This is a genomic window from Planctomonas sp. JC2975 (assembly GCF_012985205.1).
Classification (GTDB): domain Bacteria; phylum Actinomycetota; class Actinomycetes; order Actinomycetales; family Microbacteriaceae; genus Humibacter.
In genome coordinates this window covers 149125-175415 of record NZ_JABEKS010000002.1, presented here as the reverse complement: position 1 = coordinate 175415, position 26291 = coordinate 149125, and the positions used below count along the sequence as shown (strand labels likewise).

The following is a 26291-nucleotide window of genomic DNA, read 5'->3' as shown; positions in this document are numbered from 1 at the left end:
GTGCCGGGACGGGCACAATGGGACGGGTGCGCCTCTACCTCGCTTCCACGTCGCCCGCCCGCCTCGCACTGCTTCGTTCGGCGGGAGTGGAGCCGCTGACGATCTCCCCCGGCGTCGATGAACCGGCGACCGTGGCGCGAGCGGAAGACGTGCGGGGGGTACCGCTAGGAGCATCCGACATGGTCCAGCTCCTCGCCAGGGCCAAAGCGGAGGCCGTCGTGGGCGCTGAGGTGGACGGCGCCGCCATCGACGGTCTGATTCTCGGTGGAGACTCGGCGTTCGAGATCGACGGGGTGATCTACGGGAAACCGCACCAGCCATCCGTCGCACGCGAGCGTTGGCATGCTCAGCGTGGACGCACAGGCGTGCTGCACTCGGGGCACTGGCTGATCGACCACACGGGCGGCAGAGCCACGCGAGCGGCAGGCGCGGTTGCGACCGCGTCGGTCACGTTCGCCGACGACGTCGATGACGCGGAGATCGACGCCTATGTGGCGACGGGCGAGCCGCTCGAGGTGGCGGGAGCCTTCACGATCGACAGCCTCGGCGGCCCGTTCATCACCCGGGTCGACGGAGATCCGAGCACGGTCGTCGGCCTCTCGCTGTCGACGCTGCGCGGCCTGGTCAGACGGCTCGGCTACGAGTGGACCGATCTCTGGAGCTGAAGGATGCCGACGGCCACGAGCAGCAAGAGCGAGCAGAACAGCACGCGGGGTCGGCACAGTCGTTGTAGGCATCCGAAAGCGCTCAAGGTCAGTTTTGTGCGCACCATTCAAAACCAGGCATACAAGCGTCAATAGGCTTGAAGACTGTGCCCCATATCTCCAAGGTCCTGATTGCCAACCGCGGCGAGATCGCCGTGCGAGTCATCCGAGCGGCGCGCGACAGCGGTATCGCGTCCGTCGCCGTGTACGCGGATCAGGACCGCGACGCGGTGCACACTCGTCTCGCCGACGAGGCCTTCGCCCTCGATGGTGCGACCAGTGGCGACACCTACCTCTCCATCGAGAAGCTCCTGTCGGTGTGCCGTCGCTCCGGTGCCGACGCAGTTCACCCCGGCTACGGATTCCTGGCGGAGAACGCCGACTTCGCACGCGCCGTGATCGACGCCGGTCTGGTGTGGATCGGTCCCGGCTCCGACGCCATCGAGCGTCTCGGCGACAAGGTGTCGGCCCGCCACGTGGCGGAGAAGGTCGGTGCGCCGCTGGCTCCCGGCACGCTGAATCCCGTCGCGAACGCCGACGAGGTCCTCGAATTCGTCGACGTGCACGGACTTCCCGTCGCCATCAAGGCCGCATACGGCGGTGGCGGTCGCGGCCTCAAGGTCGCGCGCGAACGCGACGAGGTCGCCGAGCTGTTCGAGTCCGCCACCCGCGAGGCGATCGCCGCCTTCGGCCGCGGCGAGTGCTTCGTCGAGAAGTACCTCGACAAGCCGCGCCACGTCGAGACGCAGTGCCTTGCCGATGCCCACGGCAACGTCGTCGTCGTCTCCACCCGCGACTGCTCCCTCCAGCGCCGCCACCAGAAGCTCGTCGAGGAGGCACCTGCGCCGTTCCTCACAGACGAGCAGCGCGACCAGCTCTACAGCTCGTCGAAGGCCATCCTCAAGGAGGTCGGATACCTCGGCGCCGGCACGTGCGAGTTCCTGATCGGTCAGGACGGCACCGTCTCGTTCCTCGAGGTGAACACGCGACTGCAGGTGGAGCATCCGGTCTCCGAAGAGGTCACCGGCATCGACCTGGTGCGGGAGCAGTTCCGCCTCGCCGAGGGCGGCGTGCTCGACTACGAGGATCCCCAGCCGCGCGGCCACTCGTTCGAGTTCCGCATCAACGGCGAGGATCCCGGCCGCAACTTCCTGCCCGCGCCTGGCCCGGTGCATGTGTTCAAGCCGGCTTCGGGTCCTGGCGTGCGTGTCGACTCAGGTGTGCAGTCGGGCGACGTGATCTCCGGAGCGTTCGACTCGCTGCTGGCCAAGCTCGTCGTCACCGGATCGAGCCGCGAGGAAGCCCTGGAGCGCTCGCGCCGCGCCCTCGACGAGTTCGAGGTCGCCGGACTCCCCACGGTTCTTCCGTTCCACCGTGCCATCGTCCGCGACGCGGCCTTCGCACCGAAGGACGGGCATCCGTTCAGCGTGTACACGCGCTGGATCGAGACCGAGTTCGTGAACGAGCTGGAGCCGTGGTCCGGCGAGGGCACCGATCAGCCCGAAGCCGAAGCACGGCACAGCGTGATCGTCGAGGTCGGCGGCAAGCGCGTCGAGGTGAGCCTGCCGACCCGCCTGCTCATCGCGGGAGGCTCGACCGCCGCCATGGGACACGCACCGAAGCGCAAGTCGGCGTCGCACTCGGTCAGCACGGCGACCGGCGACTCCGTCACCGCGCCGATGCAGGCCACCGTCGTGAAGCTCGCCGTCGGCGAGGGCGACCAGGTGGTGAAGGGCGACCTGGTGGTCGTGCTCGAGGCGATGAAGATGGAGCAACCGCTCACCGCGCACAAGGACGGCACGATCAGCAACCTCAACGCCTCCGTCGGGACGACGGTCTCCAGCGGTCACCTGCTGCTCAACATCGTCTAGTCGAACAGAGCGGCGCGGCGCGCGTCAGCACGTCGCAGGCTGCCGATCAGGTGCTGTGGGGCACCGCGCGTCCTACAGCACTATGTGCATCGCGCGGGCCGCGTCCGTGATCGAGCTCGAGAGCGACGGGTACACGGAGAACGCGCGGGCCACCTCGTCCACGGTGAGCCGGTGCTCAACGGCGAGTGCGACCGGCAGGATCAGTTCGCTGGCGCGCGGCGCCACGATGACGCCGCCGATGACGGTGCCGCTGCCGGTGCGGGCGAAGAGCTTGACGAATCCGTCACGGATGCCCTGCATCTTGGCGCGCGGATTCGACTTGAGCGCCAGCTTGTAGATGTCGCCCTGCGCGATGCCCTCTTCGATCTCGCGCTGGTTCCACCCGACCGTCGCGATCTCGGGCGACGTGAAGATGTTGGATGCCACGTTCCGCAGCTCGATCGGCGTCACCGAGTCGCCCAGCGCGTGGAAGATGGCCGTGCGCCCCTGCATGGACGCGACGGATGCCAGCGGCAGCACGTTCGAGCAGTCCCCCGCCGCGTAGATGCTCGGCATCGACGTGCGGGCGACGCGGTTCACGCGAACGTGGCCGCTCGGGGTGAGCTGCACGCCTGCGCCCTCCAGCCCGATGTCGGCCGTGTTGGGGATGGATCCGACGGCCATCAGGCAGTGGGATCCCTCGACGGTCCGCCCATCGCTCAGCGTTGCGATGACGCCGGTCTTCGTGCGCTGCACGGACTCGGCGCGCGACTTCGACAGAACGGTCATGCCATTGCGCTTGAAGACCTTCTCGAGCACGGCTGCCGCATCCGCATCCTCGCCTGGCAGGACCTGGTCACGACTGGAGACGAGCGTCACCTTCGCACCGAGGTACGTGTATGCGCTGGCGAACTCGGCGCCTGTGACGCCGGATCCGACAACGATCAGGTGTTCAGGCACGGAATTGAGGCCGTAGAGCTGGGTCCACGTGAGGATCCGCTCGCCGTCCGGCATCGCCGACGGCAGCAGCCGTGGGCTCGCGCCGACGGAGATGACCATCGTGTCCGCCTCGACGCGGTCGAAGTCCGTGCCCTTGTCCTTCGCAGTGGAGACGATCAGCGCGTTCGGTCCGTCAAGCCGACCCTCGCCTGTGACGATCCGCACACCTGCGTGCACAAGCTCGCTGCGCATGTCCTCGGACTGCTGGCGGGCGAGCCCGAGGAGGCGCTTGTTGACGGCGGAGAGGTTGACGGCGACCTCGGGGCGGATGGGCTTGCCGCTCTCGGTGCGTCCGAAGAACTGCACACCGAGATCTGCGGCCTCGCCGATGGATCGCGTGGCATCCGCGGTCGCGATCAGCGTCTTGGAGGGGACGACATCCGTCATCACCGCTGAGCCGCCGACCCCGCCCCGCTCGACGAGCGTCACCTCGGCGCCGAGCTGGGCGCCGGCGAGCGCCGCCTCATACCCGCCGGGACCTCCTCCGAGTACAGCGATCCTCTGCTTACGCTCGAACTCGAAGGCCATGCGTCCATTGTCTCAAACGTTGCCGACCGCCGCGGATGCCACGGCCTCCGACGGTGAGCGCCTCGCTTCGTCGCGTGTCTCGATGACCGCCAGTGCGGGCCGCGTCCCAAGGCGATGGATCCCTTCGCCCTTCAGCCGAGGCCGACGCCTGACTGCGCGGCTGCGCGAACGAGCACCGGCGAAACCACGGATGAGCAAGCGCGAGAGGCGCGAATATGCTGTTGCAATGGCATCCGACGACGCAGTGAATCCCTTCGACGACCGCTCGGCCGATCCGTTCGAGATCGCGCGGATCGCGGCGGAACAGATCGCCGAACGCACCGGAGTCGAGCAGCACGACATCGCTCTGACGCTGGGCAGCGGATGGGGCAGGGCTGCGGATCTGATCGGCGAGACCACGGCATCCATCCCCGCCACCGACATCTACGGATTCAGCCGTCCCAGCGTTGTCGGACACGTCGGGACTATCCGCTCCGTGCTCCTGCCCTCCGGCAAGCGCGCGCTGGTCATCGGAGCGCGCACCCACTATTACGAGGGCTTCGGCGCGCGTCGGGTCGTGCACAGCGTGCGGACGGCCGCCGCCACCGGCGCGAAGATCATGATCCTCACCAACGGCGCCGGCGGTCTCAAGCCGGAGTGGGCGCCGGGCACACCCGTGCTCATCTCCGACCACATCAATCTGACGGCTGTGTCTCCGCTGGAGGGCGCGACCTTCGTCGACCTCACCGACTTGTATGCGCAGCGTCTCAGGGACATCGCGCACACGGTGGATCCGAGCCTCGACGAGGGCGTGTACGTGCAGTTCCACGGTCCGAACTACGAGACCCCGGCCGAGGTGCGGATGGCCGGACGCATGGGCGGCGACATCGTCGGCATGTCGACGGCCATGGAGGCCGTCGCAGCACGCCACTCCGGCATGGAGGTGCTGGGCATGTCGCTCATCACCAACCCGGCAGCAGGCATCTCGCCGACGCCCCTTGACCACCAGGAGGTGATCGCCGCCGGCGTCGCGGCCGAGGCCGTCATCAGCGATCTTCTCGCCCGTATCGTGGCTGAGCTGTGAGCGAGAACGTGGACGTCCTCGACAGCGCACGCGCCTGGATCGCCGATGATCCGGATGCCGAGACCCGGGCCGAACTGCAGGCCATCGTCGACGAGGCGGTCGCCGGGTCGCAGAGGGCGCTGGACGAACTCCACTCACGATTCGACACCCGACTCTCCTTCGGCACCGCAGGGCTGCGCGGCGAGCTCGCCGCCGGCCCGAACCGCATGAACCGGATGCTCGTGGCCCAAGCCGCCGCAGGCCTCGCCGCCTATCTCAACGAGCAGGCCTCCGCCGTTGACGGCGACACGCCGTCGGTCGTCATCGGTTACGACGGACGCAAGAACTCGCAGGTCTTCGCGCGCGACACGGCCGAGCTGATGGCCGGCGCGGGCGTGCGCGCGATCCTGCTTCCGCGGCTTCTGCCGACTCCCGTGCTGGCGTTCGCTGTTCGGCATCTCGACGCGTCGGCGGGCGTGATGGTCACCGCAAGCCACAATCCGGCACGCGACAACGGATACAAGGTCTATCTCGGCGGCACCGATGAGGGCTCCCAGATCGTGCCGCCCGCCGATGCCGACATCGCCGCTCAGATCGACCGGATAGCGCGGGGTCGCGTCTCCGACCTCCCTCGCTCCGACGAGTTCGAGATCGCGGACGACTCGCTCGTCGACGCGTACATCGCCGAGACGGCCTCCGTGGCGGGGCCCGCAGTGAATCGCGGCACCGTCGCGGCGAGTGGCGATGACACCTCCGTCGCGGTTCGCTCAGGCCTCACCGTCGTCTATACGGCCATGCACGGTGTCGGCTGGCAGACCGCTCGAGCGGTGTTCGCCACCGCCGGCCTTCCGACCCCGGTCACCGTGCCGGAACAGGCCGAACCGGATCCCGACTTCCCGACCGTCGCGTTCCCGAACCCGGAGGAGCCCGGCGCGCTCGACCTCGCCTTCGCGCTCGCACGTGCCGAGCACGCGGACCTCGTCATCGCGAACGATCCGGATGCGGACCGGCTGGCCATCGGCATCCCCGATCCTTCGACGGCTGACGGCTACCGCAGGCTCAGCGGCAACGAGGTGGGGACCCTGCTCGGATGGGTCGCGGCGGAACACGTCCAGGCGGGGGGCGGCGACGGGGTGCTCGCGGCATCCATCGTCTCATCCCCCGCCTTGCGCGCGATCGCGGGTGCGTACGGTCTGCGCTTCGCGGAGACCCTCACCGGCTTCAAGTGGGTGAGCCGCGTGCCCGGACTGGTTTACGGGTACGAGGAGGCGCTGGGATACCTCGTCAACCCGCAGACCGTGCGGGACAAGGACGGCATCTCCGCCGCGACCGTCGCCCTGACGTTGGCGACGGAGCTGCACGCGGACGGGCGCTCGATCGGCGATCGGCTGGACGAGCTCACCGCACGGTTCGGCGCGTACGCCTCCGACCAGATCTCCCTACGGGTCACGGATCTCGACCGCATCGGCCGCATCATGGCCGCGCTGCGGGCGGGCCCTCCCGCGGAGGTCGGCGGCATCGGGGTGATGCGGATCGACGACCTGCGGCCGGGGTCGGCTGACCTGCCGCCGAGCGATGTGCTCAGGATCGTGCTCGACGACGGATCCCGCATCATGGTGCGTCCGAGCGGCACTGAGCCGAAGCTGAAGATCTACATCGATGCGTTCGACGACGACGGAGCGGATGTCCCATCCCGCCGTGCCGCAGCACAGACCAGAGTGCAGACGCTCGCCGACGCGATGCGCGCGCTCACCGACGCCCTGTAGTCGCTGAACCGGCCGTCCACGATGGCGCCTTTTCGCGTCTGAGGACGCGCACTCGGGAAAACGCACGCTTGCGCGGAGAAACAGGCACTCTCGCGCGGGGGAACGCGCACCCTCGCTGGGAGAAACGCGCACTTTCGAGTGGAGGAACGGGCACGCTCGGGTGGAGGAACGGGCACCATCGGCGACAGAGGGCTGCGGGCTCGAGGGGATCAGCCGAGGGCGTCCTCGAGCTTGCGCTCCAGCTCCGAGAGGTCGAAGTAGTTGTCGATGACGACGATGTCGGCGTTCGTCGGCGGGATCCGCGGAACGAGCTCGGGCGAGGTCAGGATGACCTGGGCATCAGATCCCGTCGTCGCGACGCTGGCGACATCCGTCGCGCTGACGTCGGCCGAGATGCCGAGTCGGTCGAGTACACGCTCCGCGTTCACCTTGAGGATGCCGGACGTGCCGACGCCTGCCCCGCAGATGGCGACGATCTTCATCGAGCGCTCACCGACGCGTCGTCGTGCACATTCGGTGCCCCGATGACGCGCCAGACGTCATCCGGGCTCGTCGCATCGGCGAGCGCGGGGATCGACTCTGGGTCGTTGAAGATGTTCGCGAGTTCCGCGACCGAGTTGACGTGCGCATCCGGCGTCGCGACGGCGAGCCCGACGACCACACGAACGGGGTCGTTGTGCGGATGCCCGAAGGACACCGGAGTCGCGAGCGTCACGACCGAGAGACCATCGGCGAGGACGTCGGGACCGGGGCGAGCGTGAGCGAGTGCCAGTCCGGGGGCGATCACGATGTACGCGCCGAACTCGTCGATGACCTGGATCATCCGCTCGGTGTAGCTGTCACGAGTCGCACCCGAACGACGCAGTGCCGACCCGGCGAACCGGACCGCGGCGCGCCAGTCCGCCGCGTGCACACCGAGGTCGATGGCAGAGTCGGGCAGCGGCGGAAGCGACATGATCACAAGCGTATCGCGCCGGTTCATCAAGGCTCGCTGAAAGTGTCCTCCATGGACACTGATGCGTCGTACGAGCGTCCTCAGACCGCGTCGAAACCGGCCGAGATCGCCTCTGCCAGGTCTTCGCGATCCTCCAGAGGGAGGAACGTCGACCTGGCGGCGTTCAGCTGGAAGGTCTCGAGGTCATCGAGGTCGTATCCGAACGCCTCGGACAGCAGCCCGAGTTCACGCGTCAGCGTCGTGCTGCTCATGAGCCGGTTGTCGGTGTTCACCGTCACCCGGAATCCGAGCTGATAGAGCAGGTCGAACGGATGGTCGACGAGCTCGTCGCCCCATGCCGCGATCGCCCCGGTCTGCAGGTTGGAAGACGGACTCAGCTCGAGCGTGATCTCACGATCCTTCACCCACTGCGAGAGGCGGCCGAGCGACACGTAGATGTTCTCGTCGTCCTGGCGCTCGATGGTGATGTCCTCGGCAAGCCGCACGCCGTGACCGAGCCGCAACGCGCGTCCGTCGAGCAGCGCGCCCTGGATGCTCGCCAGACCGTCCGCCTCGCCGGCATGCACCGTGGTCGGGAGGTACTGCTCCGCGAGGTAGTCGAACGCGACGCGGTGGTTGCTCGGCGGGAAGCCGGCCTCTGCGCCGGCGATGTCGAACCCGACGACGCCGGCATCCCTGTGCCGTACCGCGAGCTCCGCGATCTCCAGTGCCCGGTCCGCATGGCGCATGGCCGTGACGAGCTGGCCGACGCGGATGCTCGCGCCGTTCGCGCGCACATCCGCCACTCCCTGCTCCAAGCCGCTCTGCACCGCATCGACGGCCTGGTCGAGTGAGAGTCCTCTGCCGAGGTGCTGCTCGGGCGCCCAGCGGATCTCGCCGTACACGACGCCGTCCGCGGCGAGGTCGAGCACGAACTCCCGTGCGATGCGCGCCAGGCCGTCCCTGGTCTGCATGACGGCGGTGGTCACATCGAACGTCTTGAGGTACTCGACGAGGGATCCGGAGTTCGCCTGCGTGGAGAACCAGTCGCCGAGCGCGTCGGCATTCGTCTCAGGCAGGTCGAGGCCGATGTCGTCGGCGAGCTCGATGATGGTCTGCGGTCGGAGTCCGCCGTCCAGGTGGTCGTGCAGCGACACCTTGGGAAGGACGCGGACGTCGACTCCGTCGACGAGGTGGGCGGTGGTACTGGGAGGCTCCGTGGGGCCAGACGACTCTGCGCTCATTGCTCAAGGTTATCTGCGGCGAGTGCCGCGCGCCGCTGCCCCTCTTAGCGAATCTTGGCGATCGGTCGCTCGTTGACGGCGACGGTCAGCCGATGCGCTCGACGACGAGGCCGGCCCGCGGCGGAGCTGCATCTGCGATGTCCCAGGCGCCGACGAGGGAATCGAGGGCACGCTCGAACCGCACCGGGTCATCCGTCGACAAGGTGAAGAGCGGATCGCCCTCAGCGACGGACTCGCCCACCTTGGCGTGCAGGTCGATCCCGGCCGCGTGCAGCACCGGATCCTGCTGCCGCGCCCTTCCGGCCCCGAGCCGCCATGCGGCGACGCCGAACGCCAGGGCATCCTGTCGGGACACCACGCCGGAACGCGGTGCCGTCACCGTGTGGGTCTCGCGCGGGTGCGGGAGCGGGGCATCAGGATCGCCGTCCTGCGCGCGGATCAGCGAGCGCCAGCTGTCCATGGCACGGCCGGAGCGCAGCGCCTCCTCGACGTCCGCATCCGGTTGCCCGACAAGGCGCAGCATCTCGCGAGCGAGCGCCACCGTGAGTTCCACGATGTCCGCAGGTCCCCCGCCGGCGAGCACCTCGACGGACTCCCGCACCTCGTTCGCGTTGCCGATCGCACGGCCGAGTGGTGCATTCATGTCGGTGAGCAGCGCGGAGGTGGCGACCCCGGCATCCTGCCCGAGATCCACCATGGTGCGCGCGAGCTCGCGCGCCTTGTCGAGATCGCGCATGAAGGCGCCAGAACCGAACTTCACGTCGAGCACGAGCGCGCTCGTCCCCTCCGCGATCTTCTTGCTCATGATGGACGACGCGATGAGCGGAATGGCCTCGACCGTTCCGGTGATGTCGCGCAGCGCGTAGAGCTTCTTGTCCGCGGGTGCCAGGCCTGGCCCGGCGGCGCAGATCGCGCCACCGACATCGCGAAGCTGCGCGAAGAGCTCGTCTGCAGTCAGGGATGCGCGCCAGCCGGAGATGCTCTCCAGCTTGTCGAGCGTGCCGCCGGTGTGACCGAGGCCGCGCCCTGACAGCTGCGGCACGGCGACCCCGAAGGACGCGACGAGCGGCACGAGCGGCAGCGTGATCTTGTCGCCGACGCCACCCGTCGAGTGCTTGTCGACCGTCGGCTTGCCGAGGGAGGCGAAGCTCATCCGCTCGCCGCTGGCGATCATCGCGAGCGTCAGGTCCCGGATCTCGCGCCGTGACATGCCGTTCAGGAGCACCGCCATCGCCCACGCGGACATCTGCTCGTCGGCGACGTATCCGCGCGTGTAGGCATCGACCAGCCAGTCGATCTCCGGCGTGGACAGCTCCCCGTGGTCGCGCTTCGCGCGAATGACGTCGACTGCGTCGAATCGTTCAGCCATCAGTCCGGCTTCCTTCCTCGTCGGCATAGCCGCCGAGGCGCTGGCGTCGCGGCAGAGGCCCACCGGCCCTCTGCTCCCAGCTCCAGCGCGCTGCGTCGAACCATTCAGCCACTGAAGGCCTCCAGGTCTCTGGGACCGAAGGCATCAGGGATGACCTCGTCGATCGTGCGGATGCCGGACACGGTCTCGAGCAGCATCCCCGAGACTGAGTGCTCGTAGAGCAGTTGACGGCATCGCCCGCACGGCATGATGACGTCGCCATCGCCGTTCACGCAAACGAACGCGACGAGTTGGCCGCCGCCCGACATGTGCAGGTCGGAGACGAGCGAGCACTCGGCGCAGAGGGTGAGGCCGTAGCTCGCGTTCTCCACGTTGCAGCCCGAGACGATGCGGCCATCCGTTGCGAGTGCAGCCGCACCGACCGGGTAGTGCGAGTACGGGACGTACGCCCGCCTCATCGCTTCCTCGGCCTGGGTGCGAAGCGCACCCCAGTCGACATCGCCGGAGAAGGTCGCCGTATCGTCGCTCATCTTGTCGTCACTCGGTTTCGGTCACTCGGTGCCGGTCACTCGGCTGCAGTCACTCGGTACGTGTTGTGGTCATGGTTCGTCGTCCGGCCGCCACCCGTTTCACTGCACACGGATCACGACTTGATGTAGGGCTTTCCAGATGCCGCGGGCCCGCGTACGTATCCCACGAAGCCGGCGACGGCCAGGATCGTCACGACATACGGCAGCATCAGCAGGAACTCGCTGGGCACAGGGGATCCGACCGCCGCGAGCGTGTACTGCAGGTTGCTGGCGAAGCCGAAGAGAAGGGCGGCAAGTGTGGCCCTGATCGGATCCCACCGGCCGAAGATGACCGCGGCGAGGGCGATATAGCCCTGACCGCCCGTCATGTCCTCGGTGAACGATCCGACCGATCCGAGCGTGAAGTACGCGCCGCCGAGGCCGACGATGGCGCCCGCCAGCGAGACGTTCCAGAAGCGGGTTCCCGTCACGTTGATGCCTACCGTGTCCGCCGCCTGCGGATGCTCGCCCACCGATCGCAGACGCAGTCCCCATCTCGTGTGGAACAGCCCGATGTAGACAGCGGCCACAGCGATGTACATCAGATACACGATGATCGACTGGTCGAAGAGAACGGGCCCGATGACAGGGATGGCGCTGAGCCCGGGGATGGGCACCGCGGGCAGCAATGGCGGCTCGTTGAGGAAGCTCGCATCCTTGGACAGCACCTGGCTGTACAGGAAGTTGGTCAGCCCGAGTACCAGCACATTGATCACAACGCCGACGATCACCTGGTCGACGTAGTACTTGATGGCGAATGCCGCCAGCACGAACGAGACAAGCACACCGGCGATCAGTGCCGCCAGCAGTCCCAGCCACACCGATCCCGTCATGCTCGCGACGACGGCGGCGAGGAAGGCACCGGCCAGCAGCTGACCCTCGATCGCGATGTTGACCACGCCGCTGCGCTCGGAGATCACACCGCCCAGTGCGCCGAAGATGTACGGCACGCTGAGGCTCACCGTTCCGAGCAGCAGGCTGGTGATCGGCAGAGGCCGCGAGTTCGCGCCGGCAGCCCAGGTGAGAAACGTGACGACGAAGAGGAAAGAGAAGACCGAGGAGTACCAGAGTGGAACCCTCGCGAAGCGCGCCGTCAGCCACCAGCTGAGACCAGCCATGACCACGAGCACGATCGTCAGGACCACGCACGTCGCGGTGGTGGGTACGACCAGTTGCGGAAGGCTGGGCGCGATGCGTCCGCCAGCGAATGTGAACGTGGTGTCTCCGCCACGGCGGAAAATCACAAAGAGGACAATCGACAGCGCGGCGACGACCGTGAGGATGATCGGCGTCTTATAGCTGCGAACGACGGTCTTCTCGAGGACGATCGGCGAGGCATCCGGAATCGTGTGGTCGATGGTGGTCGTCACTTGGCTGCCACCTCCTTCGGGGCCACGGATGCCGGCGTGGCCGGCGACTTCTTCGAGGGCGGACGCTTGCCGGGGGTCGGCAGACGGAAGATCGCTCGCACCAGCGGCGGCGCTGCGATGAACAGGACGATGAGCGACTGCACAACGAGCACGATGTCGATCGGGATGCTGTTGGCCGCCTGCATGAGGAATCCGCCGGCTTTGAACGCACCGAACAGCACGCCGGCGACGAAGATGCCGAGCGGACGCGAGCGGCCGAGCAGCGCCACGGTGATGGCGTCGAATCCGATGCCAGCGTCGATCGACGAGCCGAACCCGCCGGTCGTCGTCCCGAGCACCTGATCGACGGCGGCGAGGCCCACGAGCCCACCACCGATGACCATGGACCACACGATGGCGGAATTCACGCTGATGCCGGCGACCCGCGCGGCGTGCGGGTTCTCACCGACCGCCCGGAACTTGAAGCCGAGGCTCGATCGCTCCAGCAGCCACCACACGGCGATCGTCGCGACGACGGCGATCACGAATCCCCAGTGCAGCTGGTACTGCGGTCCGAACAGCGGTGGGAGGATCGCGTTCGGGAGGATCGCCGGCGACTTCGGGTTGTTCGTGCCGTGCTGCTGCAGCGCCCCCGGCGTACGCAGCAGGTAGGAGATGAGGTAGAAGGCGATCCAGTTGAGCATGATGGTGACGATCACCTCGTGCGCGCCGGTCCTCGCCTTGAGCACGCCGGCGATGCCGGCCCAGAGCGCTCCGCCGACGAACCCTGCAACGATCGCGACGACCAGGTGCAGCACCGGTGGCAGGTCGAACGACCAGCCGATCCAGCCGCAGAATGCCGCGGCGATCAGCATCTGGCCCTGACCGCCGATGTTGAAGATGCCGGTGCGGAAGCCGAGACCAACACCGAGACCGGCCACGATCAGCGGCGTCGCGTACGTCAAGGTGTCCATGAAGGGACGAATGCCAGTGAGGAAGGTCGGGCGGCCGAAGTTGTAGATCGCGCCCTGGAACAGAGAACTGTATGCGCCGGAGACCACGTTCCAGATCGCCTGGAACGTGTCACCGGGACGGGCGAAGAAGTACCCGGCGGCCTTCTGCACGCTCGGATCCGTCACAGCGATGAGGATCGCGCCGACGACGAGCGCGAGCACCACGGCGAGGATCGAGATGACGACACTTCCGCCGGCGATCTGCCGCAGTGCCTCGTTCCAGCGGTTCGGTTCCGGCTCGTCGGGGGCGACCTGCGTGCCCGTCTCGAGCGCGACATCCGCTTCGCCGGCAACATCCGCTTCGCCCGCGATATCGAACGAAGCATCGGCCGCGGCCGGAGTAGCGGGTGAGTCAGTCACATCTTCAGGGGCCTTCCCGCCGGCCGCTTGGTCGCTCACGCGGCCTCTCCTCTCGAGTCGGCTCCGGCTTCGTGGTCGGCGGGCGGGGGCTCGTGAGGCGCATCCGGATTCTCGCCAGCCATCATGATGCCGAGGGTCTCGCGGTCCGTTCCGGCGGGGACGATACCCACGATGCCTCCGCGGTACATCACCGCGATGCGGTCGGCGAGGGCGTCCACCTCATCGAGCTCCGTCGAGACGACGACCACCGGGATGCCCGAGTCGCGGGCCGCGACGATGCGCTTGTGCACGAACTCGATCGATCCGACATCGAGACCGCGGGTCGGCTGCGCCGCCACCAGAAGACGAAGGTCGCGGCTCAGCTCGCGCGCGAGCACCACCTTCTGCTGGTTGCCGCCGGAGAGTGTGCCCACCTGACTGTCGATGCTCTGCGTGCGCACGTCGAATTCGCGGACCTTCTCGGCGGCGAACGTCGCGCGGTAGTTCAGCTGCAGACTGCCACCTCTGACGAACGGAGCCGTGTCCGAGCGATCGAGCATGAGATTCTCCGCGATCGAGAATCCTCCGACCAGACCGTCTTCATTGCGGTCCTCGGGGATGAAGCCGACTCCGGCATCCAGAACCTTGCGGACCCCGAGGCCGCTCAGCTTCTTGCCATCGAGCACGATCTCACCCTCGACGTGGTCCTGCAGACCGAGGAGCGCCTCGGTCAATTCGGTCTGGCCGTTCCCTTGAACGCCCGCGATCGCGAGGATCTCGCCGGCTCTGACGTCGAAGTCGACGTCGTTGACGATGAGCTGCCCGATGTGGTCGATCACTGTGAGCCCGCGTACCTGCAGCGCCGGCTCACCGGGCGTCGCAGGTTCTTTCTGCACGGTGAGCTCGACGGAGCGACCCACCATGAGGGAAGCCAGCTCGGCATTGCTCGCGGTCGGGGATGCCTCACCAACCACCTTGCCGAGCCGCATCACCGTGATACGGTCGGCCACCTCGCGCACCTCGCGCAGCTTGTGCGTGATGAACACGATCGCTGTACCGGCATCGCGCAGCTGTTTCATGATCGCCATGAGCTCGTCGGTTTCCTGCGGCGTGAGCACGGCTGTCGGCTCGTCGAAGACGAGCACCTTGGCGTCGCGAGACAGCGCCTTGATGATCTCCACCCGCTGCTGCACACCGACTGGCAGATTCTCGATGAGCGCATCGGGATCGACGTCGAATCCGAACCGTGCCGAGATCTCGCGCACACGCTTTCGTGCTTCGCCGTGGTTGAGGAATCCGGCGAATCCGGTGTCTTCATTACCGAGCATGACGTTCTCCGCCACCGTGAACACCGGGATCAGCATGAAGTGCTGGTGCACCATTCCGATGCCCGACTTCATTGCGTCGCCGGGTCCGGAGAAGTGCTGAACGACGTCATCGAGCAGAATCTCGCCCTCGTCCGCCTCGAGCAGCCCGTAGAGCACGTTCATCAGGGTGGACTTGCCGGCACCGTTCTCACCGAGGATGCAGTGGATCTCTCCCTGCTCGACGATGAGCGAGATGCGATCATTCGCGGTGAGGGAGCCGAATCGCTTGGTGATGCCGCGAAGTTCGAGCTTCATAGGGGTCAATCTACCTTTCGCCGTCTGCTGCATCGCGGACGATTCGGGCGGACTCGGAGAGGGCTACGGCCCGTCCGGGAGTGGAGCAGTGGGGTCTCTCATGGGCGACCGCACGCAAAGTCGGGAGGCCATCTCCGTGAGGAGACGACCTCCCGACCCGATCAGCGAACGATCTGGATCAGGACTTCGGCGATGCCGGTGACGTGACCTTGATGGATCCGTCGATGATGCCCGACTTGATCGTGTCGAGCTCGGACTTCAGGTTGGAGTCGACCTTCGACGAGAAGTCGTGGAACGGGGCGAGGCCGACACCGTCGTTCTTCAGCGTTCCGACGTACGGAGAGTTGGAGAACTTGCCAGCGGCGGACTGCTCGATGACCGCAGAGGTCGACGGCTTGATGCCCTTCATGACCGAGGTGAGAAGGATCGGCCGCACGGTCTTGTCGGTGTTGTAGACATCCGCGTCCACGCCGATCATCGAGATGCTCTTGCCGGAGCTGTTCGCCTCGTCGATCGCCTGCGCCGCCGACTGGTAGATCGGGCCGCCGACGGGCATGATGACGTCGGCGTTCTGGTCGATGATGCCCTGCGCCACCTGCTTGGCGGTGTCGTTGGCGTCGAACCCGCCGGTGAAGGAGCCCTTCTGGCTGTCGACATCCCAGCCGACGACCTGGACGTTCTTGCCCTTCTGTTGGTTGAAGTACTTCACGCCGTCGACGAAACCATCCATGAAGATGGTCACGGTCGGAATCTGCATGCCTCCGAACGTGCCGACGACGCCGGTCTTGGAGAAGCTGGCAGCTGCGTAGCCGCCGAGGAATGCAGCCTGCGCGGTGTCGAAGATGATCGATTTCACATTCGGCGCAGTGAACTCGTTATCGTCGATGATCGCGAAGTTCGTGCTCGAGTTCGCGCTCGCGGCCTTCTTGGTGGCGTCAGACAGGTTGAAGCCGACCGTGATGATCAGGTTGCAGTTCTGATCGACCATGCTGTTGATGTTCGGCGCGTAGTCGCTCGCGGTCTTCGACTCGGCGGTCTTGTACGTGGTACCGAGCTTCTTGGCGCTGGCGACGAGGCCTTCATAACCGAGCTGGTTGAACGAGTGGTCGTTGAATCCGCCGTTGTCGGAGACCATGCATGGCAGGAACTTCGACGCTGCTTTGGTGGTCGATCCGTTGTCGGACGGAGCCTGGCCGCAGCCGGCGAGCAGGGCGAGCGCACTCGCTGCGGCGAGTCCCGCGAGCGCAACCTTGCGAACTTTGAATGTCACGTTGTCCTCCGTGGTGAAGAAGATCTGCGCGAACGCGCGAGTCGTCGTGGTGCGACGTTACCCAACGTTACGAATGCCTCTGATTGCGGTATGGACTTCTTAACGTCGCCGTTATCATCTTGTTTCTTTTGAGCATTCTGGGATAGAGGGCTGCTCAAAAGTGCAGAGCGATCCGCCTGCAATCAGCAGATGCGCAGCGGTCAGAGGACCTCGGTCGAACCCGTCAGCCTGAGTGCTTCCACGACGGACTTCACCCGTTGCGCGTTCTCGCTCGTCGTGACGAGCAGGGCATCCGGGGTGTCGACCACGACGACGTTCTTGATGCCGATCAGGCTGATCACGCGGCCGGTCTGACTGACTACGATGCCGCTCGAGGCATCCGACAGCACGCGGGCGTGCTCGCCCAAGATGGCGAGATCGGTCGCCCGTCCCCCGCTGTTGAGCTTGGCGAGGGAGGCGAAATCGCCGATGTCGTCCCAGCTGAAGTGGCCGGGGATGACCGCGAGCTTGTCGGCCGCCGCGGCCGGCTCAGCGACGGAGTAGTCGATGGCGACCTTCTTGATGCCGGGCCAGATCCGATCGACGACGGGACCGCGGGTGGCCGGGTCGTCCCACGCCTCCGCGAGCTCCAGGAGGCCGGCCAGCAGCTCGGGCTCCGACTTCCCGATCTCTTCGAGCAGCACAGACGCCTTGGCGATGAACATGCTCGCGTTCCACAGGTAGTCGCCGCTCGCCAGATACTTCGTCGCGGTCTTCAGGTTCGGCTTCTCCACGAAGGAGAGCACCTTGCGCGCCGACTTCGCGCCATCGATTCCCAGCGGGTCGCCCACGTGGATGTAGCCGAACCCGATGGCGGGCTCGGTCGGCGTGATGCCGATCGTGGTGATGTAGCCGGCGCGCGCGGCGGTGACCGCCTCGATGACAGCCGCCCGGAACAGGGGCTCGTTGCCGATCACGTGGTCCGCAGCGAAGGATCCGATGATCACGCCGGGCTCCCGACGCTCGAGGATCGCCGCAGCGAGGCCGATGGCGGCCGTTGAGTCGCGCGGCTCGCTTTCCAGAACGACATTGTGGTCGGCGAGCGCCGGGATCTGCGCCTCGACTGCAGCGCGATGCGCCCGTCCTGTGACCACCATCACGCGCTGCGCGCCGGCCAGTGGGGCCAGTCGATCCCACGTCGCGCGCAGCAAGGTCGATCCCGATCCGGTGAGATCGTGCAGGAACTTCGGCGCATCCGCCCGGGACAGCGGCCAGAGCCGTGATCCGACCCCGCCGGCGGGGATGACGCAGTAGAAGTCGTCGAGTGGCAAAGCGCTCATGCCCTCAGGATAGGTCGAGTCGGGCGTCGCATCCGCCGATCCTTCCGAAGGACGACCGGCCAGGTTCAGGCAGGGTTCACTCGGCAGCCACGGCGGATTCCTACCGTGTGGAGCATGCGGGTCGCCATCGTGAGCGAGAGTTTCCTGCCGACTGTCAACGGCGTGACAACGAGCGTCTGCCGAGTGCTCGACGAGCTGAAGGCACGAGGCCACGAGGCGACGGTGATCTGCCCCGGCCCAGACGCCCCCTCCGAGTACGCCGGCTTCCGGGTGCACGCCGTGCCGTCCATCGCTTACCGCCAGTTCCCGCTCGGCATGCCGAGCGCGCAGGTGCAGCACGTGCTGGCCGATTTCGCGCCCGACGTGCTCCACGCGGCATCCCCCTTCCTGCTCGGGGCGCAGGCCATCGCGGCCGCCGGGCGGCTGGGAGTGGCAACGGTGGCGATCTATCAGACGGATGTCGCCGGGTACGCCAAGCGCAACAGGCTGGGCCTCACGACGAACCTGGCCTGGCGCTATGTGAGGTGGGTGCACAACGGCGCAGACCTCACGCTCGCACCATCGACGGCATCCGCGCACGATCTCGCCACGGCGGGGATCGTTCGCGTGCGGCGCTGGGGCCGAGGCGTGGATCTGGTGAGGTACCACCCCAACAACCGATCCCGCGCGGACACCGTCGCGCTGCGCGAGAAGCTCTCCCCCGACGGCGAGGTCGTCGTCGGGTACGTCGGCCGGATCGCACCGGAGAAGCAGGTGGAGCGGCTGTCCGCGCTGCGCGGAATGGACGGCATCCGCATCGCCATCGTCGGCGACGGCCCAGGCGAGGTGACGGCGCGGCGCGCGCTGCGAAGGATGCCGGTCTCGTGGCTGGGCCGCCGTGGCGGTTCAGAGCTGGGCGCTGCTTATGCCGCGATGGACGTGTTCGTGCACACCGGCACCGAGGAGACGTTCGGGCAGACGGTGCAGGAGGCGCATGCAACGGGCATCCCTGTGATCGCGCCGAACGCCGGAGGACCCGTGGATCTCGTGAGGCACGGCGTCGACGGATTCCTGGTCGACACGGATCGACAGCTGCGAGATGCCGTTCAGACCCTCGTGGACGACGGCTCGCTGCGCTGGCGCATGGGCGAATCCGGGCGGCGAGCAGTGCTGAGATCGTCGTGGACGGATCTCTGCGACCTGTTGCTCGAGCACTACGAGACCGCCATCGCGCACCGCGCGGCCGCTGGACTACGGCTGCAGCGGGCGCTCGAACTCTGAGATCGACCGCGATTTCCGTCGGATGCATGCGGCGGATCGACGCCTTCCCGCGCTGACGGCGCTCGATCCCAAGGGGTCGGACGCTGGCCCGGCGTCGGATCCGCACAGCTGCAGGGGCTTAAGGTGTGTCGGGACGTCTTCCGTCCCGTGGAATCCCGCTCTCGAACGGAGGCGAACCCATGGCCGAACGCAGACGACGCGTCATTCCGATCCCGTTCATGCAACGATCACGCGGGGTCGCCACAGCTCCCGGAACCGCTCCGGTCCCGGTGGCGGACGGCCCGACACGCAGCACGATCGTGGATGCGGCCGTCTACGCCGACGGACGCCGCATCTCCTCCCCGACCACTCTCGCCGAGACGTATCGCGCCCTCCACGAGACACAGGGCGGTGTCGCGTGGATCGGGCTGTACCGTCCGAGCGAGGCGGAGCTGCACTCCCTCGCCAGGGAGTTCGACCTGCACGAGCTCGCCATCGAGGACGCGATCGCGGCGCATCAGCGACCCAAACTGGAGCGTTACGACGACGTGCTGTTCGTCGTGCTCCGTGCCGCCAACTACCTGGACGTGCCTGAAGAGGTGTCGTTCGGCGAAGTCCACGTGTTCGTCGGTCCGAACTTCGTGATCACGGTCCGGCACAGCGAGTCGCCAGACCTCTCGCAGGTGCGCACCCGGATGGAGCACGATCGCGAGCTGCTCGCGCTGGGGACCCAGAGCATCCTGTACGCCATCATCGATGCGATCGTCGACGGGTACGCCCCTGTCGTCGCCGGTCTCGCCAACGACATCGACGAGATCGAGACCCAGGTGTTCGACGGCGATGCGAACGTCTCGCGTCGCATCTACGACCTCTCCACCGAGGTGATCGACTTCCAGAGGGCGACGCATCCGCTCACGGCTGTGATGGAGTCACTCGAGCTGGGCAGCGAGAAGTACGGCGTGACCCAGGAGTTGCAACGCAACCTGCGCGACGTCGCCGACCACCTCACGCAGGTGAACGAGCGCGTCGACGACTTCAAGCGGATGCTGCGCGACATCCTCACCGTGAACGCCACGCTGGTCAGCGAGCGGCAGAACATCCGGATGACGAGTCTCGCCGAGACGACCTACCGACAGGGCGAGGACGTCAAGAAGATCTCGTCATGGGCGGCGATCCTCTTCACACCGACCCTGATCGCCGGGATCTACGGCATGAACTTCCACGTCATGCCCGAGCTGAGCTGGGTGTGGGGCTACCCGATGGCGATCGGCCTCATGGTGCTGCTCGGCGGGGCGCTCTATCTCGTGTTCAAGAAGCGGCACTGGCTGTAGCGCCCTCCGGCACCGGCACCGGCACCGGCACTGACATACGACTCCGACCGCGGTGAGCGGGGCTCAGTCGGCGAGCAGTTCGGCCGCCCGCAGGATGAACCGCTCGTGCTCCTCGACGGTGTCGCCCGACGTCATCACGCGCAGCACGACCTCGTCCACCGCCCGGCGGTACTCCGCGATCCGACCCACGAAGGTCTCCGGCTCGAGCACGGTGTCGGTCGCCTCGACTCCCAGCCGCGCGAAGTTCGCAGCGTAGGCCGGATACCCGCTGTAGCGCCGGGCCTCCTCGCGGAGCCGGGCGACGCCCGACGGATCGACGGCGGTGCGCACATACAGGGCGACGTGCGCATCGGATGCCACGGCGTGCGCGGATTCCGCCTGCTCCGCCGCGACCTCGGGCGTGAGCCAGCTGAGCAGCACGCCGTCCGCCTCGCGTGCGCCGAGCTCGCGCATCTTCGGTCCGAGGGCACCGGTGAGGATCCGCGCCGAGGTCTCCTCGTGCAGAGTGTCGACGGCCTCTCCGACGAGTGCGAGTGCGCCCTTGCGGGCGCCACCGGATCCGACGCCGAGCACCAGTCTGTGCTCAGGCAACTGCATCCGCTGCACGGCATCCACGATCTCGGAGCCGCGGCGCCGATCGACCGGGATGACGCCGGTCGCGAGACCGAGCCGGGTGGTGGCATCCGCTGCCGCCGCGAGTGCGGCGAGCGAGTCCCCTCCCGGAGTGTCGTTGACCCAGAGGGATCGGAAGCCGCACTGCTCGATCACGGGAGCGAGCCGGCCGACGGCATCCGCTCCGAGGAGTCCTGCAACACCGATGGAGACATCCGCACGCGTCATGCCTCGAGCATGCATCGTCGCACCTCGATCCTGCAGCCTGTCCACCGGGTCTAGGTCGCGATGGTGGCCCTTATACGTGCTGATGATGGCCACCATCGCGACCTGAACAGAAGGATGCTGTGGACAAATACGGCAAACGAGGACAGCGGCGGCCAGTGTGGGCTGGTGAGAAGCCACGACCCACTGCCCCTGCACCTCGGCACGGAGTTCAGCGCCGGACAGGCCATGGCGGCCGGGGTCTCACGGAAGCGGATTCGTAGTGAGGACCTGGCGCGTCCGTTCTACGGCGCACGGAGTCTGGCTTCGTGGCAGCAGTCCGCTGCAGCCCAGCCGACGGATCCTTTCGAGCGGCAACGCATGCACCGTGTCACCCGGGCACGGCAGTACGCCCCTCTCCTGCGTCCCACGCACTTCTTCAGTCACGAAACCGCTGCGGCGTTGTACGGCGCCCCGCTTCCGTTGCTCTTCGACGACGCCGGCGTCGTCGAAGAGCTCGATCAGCTCGACCTGCACGTGAGCGTTCTCGGCCGTGGTGCAATCCCGCGAACCAGCGGAATCGTCCACCACCGAGCGCAGCCATCGATGACGGTTGTTCGCCAAGTGAAAGGGATGCCTGTCTCGTCGGCCGCCTCGACATGGGCCAGCCTGGGAATGTTGCCGCTGTCGGATCTGATCGCTCTTGGCGACTACTTCGCCCGACGATGGCGCGCCGGCGTTGGGAGGCGGAGCGCGGGGCGACCTCCGCTGGCGAGCATCGACCAGCTACGGCGGGCACTCGACGCGGGCAGGCGAATCGGTGCTCCGAATCTGCGTGAGGCGCTGGCGCACATCCGTGAAGACTCTTGGTCCCCGAGAGAGTCGGCGCTGCGGTATCTACTCGTGCAGGGCGGGCTGCCTGAACCCGAGTTGAACGTCGACCTCTTCGACTCGAAGGGAGCCTTCCCGGGCTGTGTCGACATGCTCTACCGCGAACAGCATGTGATCGTGGAGTATCTCGGGATGCTGCACGGGGCATCCTGGGCACGCGATGTTGAACGACTCGCAGCGCTCCGTGCTGCCGGCTGGGTCGTGATCGAGGTCACGGCCCCGCTGCTCGCTCACCCCGTCGAGCTCGTGCGCCGCGTGCGCGCGGCCCTCACCCGCTGACCTCCGCCTCCGATCGGCTGGCCGACCAGCCGGGCAGCCGACCGTTCAAGTCGCGATGGTGGCCCTTATCAGCCGCCAGAATGGGCGACCATCGCGACCTGAACGACAGGAGAGGGCGCAGCGGCGGAAATATCTCGACGTCGAGACAGTTAGGGTGGCCTTAGCAGCGACCGCCGGGAGCGGGACGTAAACTGGGTACGCGCCGAATCCGCATGCTTCCAACGCTGCATCGGCGCGCCCGCGAGTACACACCAGGGAGGGTTGTCCGTGCCAGCAGAAACGGCAGACACTCTCGAGCCGACCAAGAATCGGCCCGGGGGAACGCTGTATCGGGGTCGGGAAGGCATGTGGTCGTGGGTGCTGCATCGCATCACCGGCGTGGCCATCTTCTTCTTCCTGCTCGTCCACATCCTGGACTCCGTCGTGCTGGGCATCAGCCCCGAGGCGTACAACGCGGTGATCGGCACCTACAAGAACCCGATCATGGGTCTGGGTGAGACGGCGCTCGTCGCGGCCATCGCGTTCCACGCGCTGAACGGCATCCGCATCATCCTGATCGACTTCTGGAGCAAGGGCGCCAAGTACCAGAAGTTGATGTTCTGGACCGTGATCGTCGTATGGGTCGTGCTGATGCTCGGCTTCGCCCCGATCCACCTCATGAACGTCTTCAGCGAAGGGACCGCCTCGTGACCACCATCGAGGCGCCCCGCACGCCAACCCGTCCCGCCCGTTCGAAGGGCACGAACTGGGAGAAGTGGGGCTGGATCTACATGCGCGCCTCCGGCGTGCTCCTCGTTGTGCTGATCTTCGGCCACCTCATCGTGAACCTCGTTCTCGGCGAGGGCATCAAGGCCGTGGACTTCGGATTCGTGGCCGGAAAGTGGGCGGATCCCTTCTGGCGGGTCTGGGACGGCCTGATGCTGTGGCTGGCTCTCATCCACGGTGGAAACGGCATGCGCACGATCGTCAACGACTACGCGCACAACCGCACGGTGAACGTGACGCTGAAGGTGCTGATCCTTGCGGCGGTTGTCGTGCTGATCCTGCTGGGCACCTACACGGTCACCTTCTTCGACCCGTGCCCGAGCGGCGCTCCGGCCCATCTGCTGCCGCAGTTCTGCTCCACCATCACCAAGTGACCCGCTGCGGCGAGGGCACCACCGAGCGTCAGCACTACTGAAACGAACCGAAAGCTACGGACATCCACGTGACTGAACAGATCGCAGACGGAGCCGTGATCGACGGCGTGCACTACCACCAGTTCGACATCGTCATCGTCGGCGCGGGGGGCGGTGGCATGCGCGCCGCCATCGAGGCGGGGCCGCACGCCAAGACCGCCGTCATCTCCAAGCTCTACCCCACCCGCTCGCACACCGGTGCAGCGCAGGGCGGCATGGCCGCCGCCCTCTCGAACGTGGAGGAAGACAACTGGGAGTGGCACACCTACGACACCGTCAAGGGCGGTGACTACCTGGTCGACCAGGACGCGGCGGAGATCCTCGCGAAGGAGGCGATCGACGCCGTCATCGACCTGGAGAACATGGGCCTGCCGTTCAACCGCACGCCGGACGGCAAGATCGACCAGCGCCGCTTCGGCGGCCACACCCGCGACCACGGCAAGGCCGCCGTGCGCCGAGCCTGCTACGCGGCCGACCGCACCGGCCACATGATCCTGCAGACGCTGTTCCAGAACTGCGTCAAGCTGGGCATCAACTTCTTCAACGAGTACTACGTGCTCGACCTGCTGATGACGGATGTCGACGGCCAGCGTCGTCCCGCCGGCGTGGTCGCGTACGAGCTCGCGACCGGCGAATTGCACGTCTTCCAGTCGAAGGCCGTGATCTTCGCGACCGGCGGATTCGGCAAGATCTACAAGACCACCTCCAACGCCCACACCCTCACCGGTGACGGCGTCGGCATCGTGTGGCGCCGCCGACTTCCGCTGGAAGACATGGAGTTCTTCCAGTTCCACCCGACAGGACTGGCCGGGCTCGGCATCCTGCTCACCGAGGGTGCTCGCGGCGAGGGCGCGATCCTGCGCAACGGATCCGGCGAGCGGTTCATGGAGCGCTACGCGCCGACCATCAAGGACCTCGCGCCCCGCGACATCGTTGCCCGCAGCATGGTGCAGGAGGTGCTCGACGGCCGCGGCGCCGGTCCCAACAAGGACTACGTGCTGCTGGACTGCACGCACCTCGGCGCCGAGGTGCTGGAGACCAAGCTGCCCGACATCACGGAGTTCGCCCGCACGTACCTGGGCGTGGACCCGGTCGTCGAGCCGGTGCCGGTCATGCCGACAGCGCACTACGCCATGGGCGGCATCCCGACGAACAACAACGCCGAGGTGCTCAGCGACAACACCACTGTGGTCCCCGGCCTCTACGCGGCCGGCGAGTGCGCGTGCGTTTCGGTGCACGGCTCCAACCGCCTCGGCACGAACTCGCTGCTGGACATCAACGTGTTCGGCAAGCGCAGCGGACGCAACGCGGTCGAGTACGTGAAGACGGCGGACTTCGTGCCGCTGCCCGAGAACCCTGCAGCCGGTGTGCGCGACCTCCTCGAGAGACTTCGCAACTCCGACGGAACCGAGCGGATCGCAGCCATCCGCAAGGAGCTGCAGGACGAAATGGACCGCAACGCGCAGGTGTTCCGCACCGACGAAACGCTCGCAGCGGTCACCGAGACCATCCACCAGCTGCGCGAGCGCTACAAGAACGTGCAGGTGCAGGACAAGGGCAAGCGGTTCAACACCGATCTGCTCGAGGCCGTGGAACTCGGATTCCTGCTCGACCTCGCCGAGGTCGTCGTGTTCTCCGCCCGCAACCGCAAGGAGAGCCGTGGCGGCCACATGCGCGACGACTTCCCGAAGCGCGACGACGAGAACTACATGAAGCACACCATGGCCTACCTCACCGGCGACCCGCACTCGTCGAATCCGGCAGACCACATCAAGCTCGACTGGAAACCCGTCGTGGTCACCCGCTACCAGCCGATGGAGAGGAAGTACTGATGTCCACCGCCGTCGCTGACGCACCGGCATCCGAGGCCCCCGCAGAGATCAAGTCGTTCATCGTCACGCTGATCATCCGGCGTTTCGATCCGGACGTGGACACCGAGCCGCACTGGCAGGACTACGACGTCGAGATGTACCCGACGGACCGCATCCTCGACGCACTGCACAAGATCAAGTGGGAACAGGACGGATCCCTGACGTTCCGCCGCTCGTGCGCGCACGGCGTGTGCGGATCCGATGCCATGCGCATCAACGGGCGCAACCGCCTGGCGTGCAAGACCCTGATCAAGGATCTCGATGTGCAGAAGCCCATCTACGTGGAGGCCATCAAGGGCCTGCCGCTTGAGAAGGACCTGATCGTCGACATGGAGCCGTTCTTCGCCTCCTACCGCGAGGTGCAGCCGTTCCTTCAGGCGAGCTCGACGCCGCCGGAGGGCAAGGAGCGCATCCAGTCCGTCACGGACCGCGCGCGCTTCGACGACACGACCAAGTGCATCCTGTGCGCGGCGTGCACGTCCAGCTGCCCGGTGTTCTGGACCGACGGCCAGTACTTCGGCCCCGCGGCCATCGTCAACGCCCACCGGTTCATCTTCGACTCGCGCGATGACGCGTCGCAGGTGCGCCTCGACATCCTCAACGACAAGGAAGGCGTGTGGCGCTGCCGCACGACCTTCAACTGCACGGATGCCTGCCCCCGCGGCATCCAGGTCACGCAGGCGATCGCCGAGGTGAAGCAGGCGATCATGCGCGGAAAGCGCTAGGCGGAAAGCGCTAGGCGAAGGAGACCCAGTGGGCCCCCTTCGCG

General features: G+C 66.9%; 23 protein-coding genes. 11 read left to right on the top strand and 12 right to left on the bottom strand.

Features of this window, described 5'->3' with window-relative positions; genetic code table 11:
• Positions 1–17 precede the first annotated feature (17 nt).
• Both HII28_RS14260 and HII28_RS14255 read left to right on the top strand, forming a co-directional pair.
• Complete coding sequence (locus tag HII28_RS14260) at positions 18–665, top strand: Maf family protein (protein WP_170026280.1); 648 nt, start codon at positions 18–20, stop codon at positions 663–665.
• A gap of 146 nt (positions 666–811) precedes the next feature.
• Positions 812–2575, top strand: a complete 1764-nt coding sequence (locus tag HII28_RS14255; RefSeq protein ID WP_170026278.1) for a biotin carboxylase N-terminal domain-containing protein — start codon at positions 812–814, stop codon at positions 2573–2575.
• A gap of 72 nt (positions 2576–2647) precedes the next feature.
• Here HII28_RS14255 and HII28_RS14250 read toward each other — a convergent pair whose 3' ends face one another.
• A complete protein-coding gene (locus HII28_RS14250; protein ID WP_170026276.1) occupies positions 2648–4081 on the bottom strand; it encodes an NAD(P)H-quinone dehydrogenase in 1434 nt (477 codons plus the stop codon).
• Between the two features lie 226 nt (positions 4082–4307).
• On the opposite strand from HII28_RS14250, the gene HII28_RS14245 reads away from it, so the two are divergent.
• Positions 4308–5144, top strand: coding sequence for a purine-nucleoside phosphorylase (locus tag HII28_RS14245; protein ID WP_170026274.1), 837 nt, complete (start codon positions 4308–4310; stop codon positions 5142–5144).
• Entirely contained in the window at positions 5141–6889 is a 1749-nt protein-coding gene (locus HII28_RS14240) for a phospho-sugar mutase (protein WP_170026272.1), read from the top strand. Before HII28_RS14245 ends, HII28_RS14240 begins: the two co-directional genes overlap by 4 nt.
• A gap of 209 nt (positions 6890–7098) precedes the next feature.
• Here the strand turns inward: HII28_RS14240 and HII28_RS14235 are convergent, their stop codons facing one another.
• The 10 genes from HII28_RS14235 to HII28_RS14190 all read right to left on the bottom strand — a co-directional run bounded on the left by HII28_RS14235 (position 7099) and on the right by HII28_RS14190 (position 17917).
• Entirely contained in the window at positions 7099–7371 is a 273-nt protein-coding gene (locus tag HII28_RS14235; protein WP_170026270.1) for a PTS sugar transporter subunit IIB, read from the bottom strand.
• The gene (locus tag HII28_RS14230) at positions 7368–7844 is read right to left on the bottom strand and encodes a PTS sugar transporter subunit IIA (RefSeq protein WP_170026268.1); all 477 of its coding nucleotides are present in this window, start codon (positions 7842–7844) and stop codon (positions 7368–7370) included. Before HII28_RS14230 ends, HII28_RS14235 begins: the two co-directional genes overlap by 4 nt.
• Positions 7845–7924: 80 nt before the next feature.
• Complete coding sequence (locus tag HII28_RS14225; RefSeq protein WP_170026267.1) at positions 7925–9067, bottom strand: adenosine deaminase; 1143 nt, start codon at positions 9065–9067, stop codon at positions 7925–7927.
• A gap of 85 nt (positions 9068–9152) precedes the next feature.
• Complete coding sequence (locus tag HII28_RS14220) at positions 9153–10436, bottom strand: thymidine phosphorylase (protein WP_170026266.1); 1284 nt, start codon at positions 10434–10436, stop codon at positions 9153–9155.
• A 104-nt stretch (positions 10437–10540) separates the two neighbouring features.
• Positions 10541–10966 carry a cytidine deaminase gene (locus tag HII28_RS14215; RefSeq protein WP_170026265.1) on the bottom strand — a complete coding sequence of 142 codons (426 nt, stop codon included), beginning with the start codon at positions 10964–10966 and terminating at the stop codon, positions 10541–10543.
• 113 nt (positions 10967–11079) lie between these two features.
• Positions 11080–12375, bottom strand: a complete 1296-nt coding sequence (locus HII28_RS14210) for an ABC transporter permease (protein ID WP_346769341.1) — start codon at positions 12373–12375, stop codon at positions 11080–11082.
• Entirely contained in the window at positions 12372–13766 is a 1395-nt protein-coding gene (locus HII28_RS14205) for an ABC transporter permease (protein ID WP_346769340.1), read from the bottom strand. The genes HII28_RS14210 and HII28_RS14205 overlap by 4 nt, the downstream gene beginning before the upstream one ends.
• A complete protein-coding gene (locus HII28_RS14200; protein ID WP_170026264.1) occupies positions 13763–15328 on the bottom strand; it encodes an ABC transporter ATP-binding protein in 1566 nt (521 codons plus the stop codon). Before HII28_RS14200 ends, HII28_RS14205 begins: the two co-directional genes overlap by 4 nt.
• 178 nt (positions 15329–15506) lie before the next feature.
• Positions 15507–16598 (bottom strand): BMP family ABC transporter substrate-binding protein, encoded by a 1092-nt coding sequence (locus HII28_RS14195; protein WP_170026263.1) that lies wholly within the window; start codon positions 16596–16598, stop codon positions 15507–15509.
• Between the two features lie 200 nt (positions 16599–16798).
• Complete coding sequence (locus HII28_RS14190) at positions 16799–17917, bottom strand: mannose-1-phosphate guanylyltransferase (protein WP_170026262.1); 1119 nt, start codon at positions 17915–17917, stop codon at positions 16799–16801.
• Between the two features lie 114 nt (positions 17918–18031).
• Between HII28_RS14190 and HII28_RS14185 the strand changes: the two genes are divergently transcribed.
• Together HII28_RS14185 and HII28_RS14180 are read left to right on the top strand one after the other, a co-directional pair.
• On the top strand, positions 18032–19177 hold the full coding sequence (locus HII28_RS14185; protein ID WP_205864943.1) for a glycosyltransferase family 1 protein: 1146 nt from the start codon (positions 18032–18034) through the stop codon (positions 19175–19177).
• A gap of 179 nt (positions 19178–19356) precedes the next feature.
• Positions 19357–20487 (top strand): magnesium and cobalt transport protein CorA, encoded by a 1131-nt coding sequence (locus HII28_RS14180; RefSeq protein WP_170026260.1) that lies wholly within the window; start codon positions 19357–19359, stop codon positions 20485–20487.
• Positions 20488–20550: 63 nt separating this feature from the next.
• Here the strand turns inward: HII28_RS14180 and HII28_RS14175 are convergent, their stop codons facing one another.
• Positions 20551–21327, bottom strand: coding sequence for an LLM class flavin-dependent oxidoreductase (locus HII28_RS14175; RefSeq protein ID WP_170026259.1), 777 nt, complete (start codon positions 21325–21327; stop codon positions 20551–20553).
• 165 nt (positions 21328–21492) lie between these two features.
• Between HII28_RS14175 and HII28_RS14170 the strand changes: the two genes are divergently transcribed.
• The 5 genes from HII28_RS14170 to HII28_RS14150 all read left to right on the top strand — a co-directional run bounded on the left by HII28_RS14170 (position 21493) and on the right by HII28_RS14150 (position 26247).
• On the top strand, positions 21493–22473 hold the full coding sequence (locus HII28_RS14170) for a hypothetical protein (protein WP_170026258.1): 981 nt from the start codon (positions 21493–21495) through the stop codon (positions 22471–22473).
• Positions 22474–22740: 267 nt separating this feature from the next.
• Positions 22741–23163 (top strand): succinate dehydrogenase, cytochrome b556 subunit, encoded by a 423-nt coding sequence (sdhC, locus tag HII28_RS14165; protein WP_170026257.1) that lies wholly within the window; start codon positions 22741–22743, stop codon positions 23161–23163.
• Positions 23160–23612, top strand: coding sequence for a succinate dehydrogenase hydrophobic membrane anchor subunit (locus HII28_RS14160; RefSeq protein WP_346769339.1), 453 nt, complete (start codon positions 23160–23162; stop codon positions 23610–23612). The genes sdhC and HII28_RS14160 overlap by 4 nt, the downstream gene beginning before the upstream one ends.
• 68 nt (positions 23613–23680) lie before the next feature.
• Positions 23681–25483: a succinate dehydrogenase flavoprotein subunit gene (sdhA, locus tag HII28_RS14155; RefSeq protein WP_170026255.1), complete on the top strand. Its 1803-nt coding sequence runs from the start codon at positions 23681–23683 to the stop codon at positions 25481–25483.
• The gene (locus HII28_RS14150) at positions 25483–26247 is read left to right on the top strand and encodes a succinate dehydrogenase iron-sulfur subunit (protein WP_170026254.1); all 765 of its coding nucleotides are present in this window, start codon (positions 25483–25485) and stop codon (positions 26245–26247) included. The genes sdhA and HII28_RS14150 overlap by 1 nt, the downstream gene beginning before the upstream one ends.
• Positions 26248–26291: the final 44 nt, after the last annotated feature.

Bases quoted from the DNA above. Each gene is read 5' to 3' on its own strand.
- HII28_RS14260 (WP_170026280.1), top strand. From the start codon at position 18: ATGGGACGGGTGCGCCTCTACCTCGCTTCCACGTCGCCCGCCCGCCTC.
- HII28_RS14250 (WP_170026276.1), bottom strand. From the start codon at position 4,081: ATGGCCTTCGAGTTCGAGCGTAAGCAGAGGATCGCTGTACTCGGAGGA.
- HII28_RS14245 (WP_170026274.1), top strand. From the start codon at position 4,308: ATGGCATCCGACGACGCAGTGAATCCCTTCGACGACCGCTCGGCCGAT.
- HII28_RS14235 (WP_170026270.1), bottom strand. From the start codon at position 7,371: ATGAAGATCGTCGCCATCTGCGGGGCAGGCGTCGGCACGTCCGGCATC.
- HII28_RS14230 (WP_170026268.1), bottom strand. From the start codon at position 7,844: ATGTCGCTTCCGCCGCTGCCCGACTCTGCCATCGACCTCGGTGTGCAC.
- HII28_RS14225 (WP_170026267.1), bottom strand. From the start codon at position 9,067: ATGAGCGCAGAGTCGTCTGGCCCCACGGAGCCTCCCAGTACCACCGCC.
- HII28_RS14220 (WP_170026266.1), bottom strand. From the start codon at position 10,436: ATGGCTGAACGATTCGACGCAGTCGACGTCATTCGCGCGAAGCGCGAC.
- HII28_RS14215 (WP_170026265.1), bottom strand. From the start codon at position 10,966: ATGAGCGACGATACGGCGACCTTCTCCGGCGATGTCGACTGGGGTGCG.
- HII28_RS14200 (WP_170026264.1), bottom strand. From the start codon at position 15,328: ATGAAGCTCGAACTTCGCGGCATCACCAAGCGATTCGGCTCCCTCACC.
- HII28_RS14190 (WP_170026262.1), bottom strand. From the start codon at position 17,917: ATGAGCGCTTTGCCACTCGACGACTTCTACTGCGTCATCCCCGCCGGC.
- HII28_RS14185 (WP_205864943.1), top strand. From the start codon at position 18,032: ATGCGGGTCGCCATCGTGAGCGAGAGTTTCCTGCCGACTGTCAACGGC.
- HII28_RS14180 (WP_170026260.1), top strand. From the start codon at position 19,357: ATGGCCGAACGCAGACGACGCGTCATTCCGATCCCGTTCATGCAACGA.
- HII28_RS14175 (WP_170026259.1), bottom strand. From the start codon at position 21,327: ATGACGCGTGCGGATGTCTCCATCGGTGTTGCAGGACTCCTCGGAGCG.
- HII28_RS14150 (WP_170026254.1), top strand. From the start codon at position 25,483: ATGTCCACCGCCGTCGCTGACGCACCGGCATCCGAGGCCCCCGCAGAG.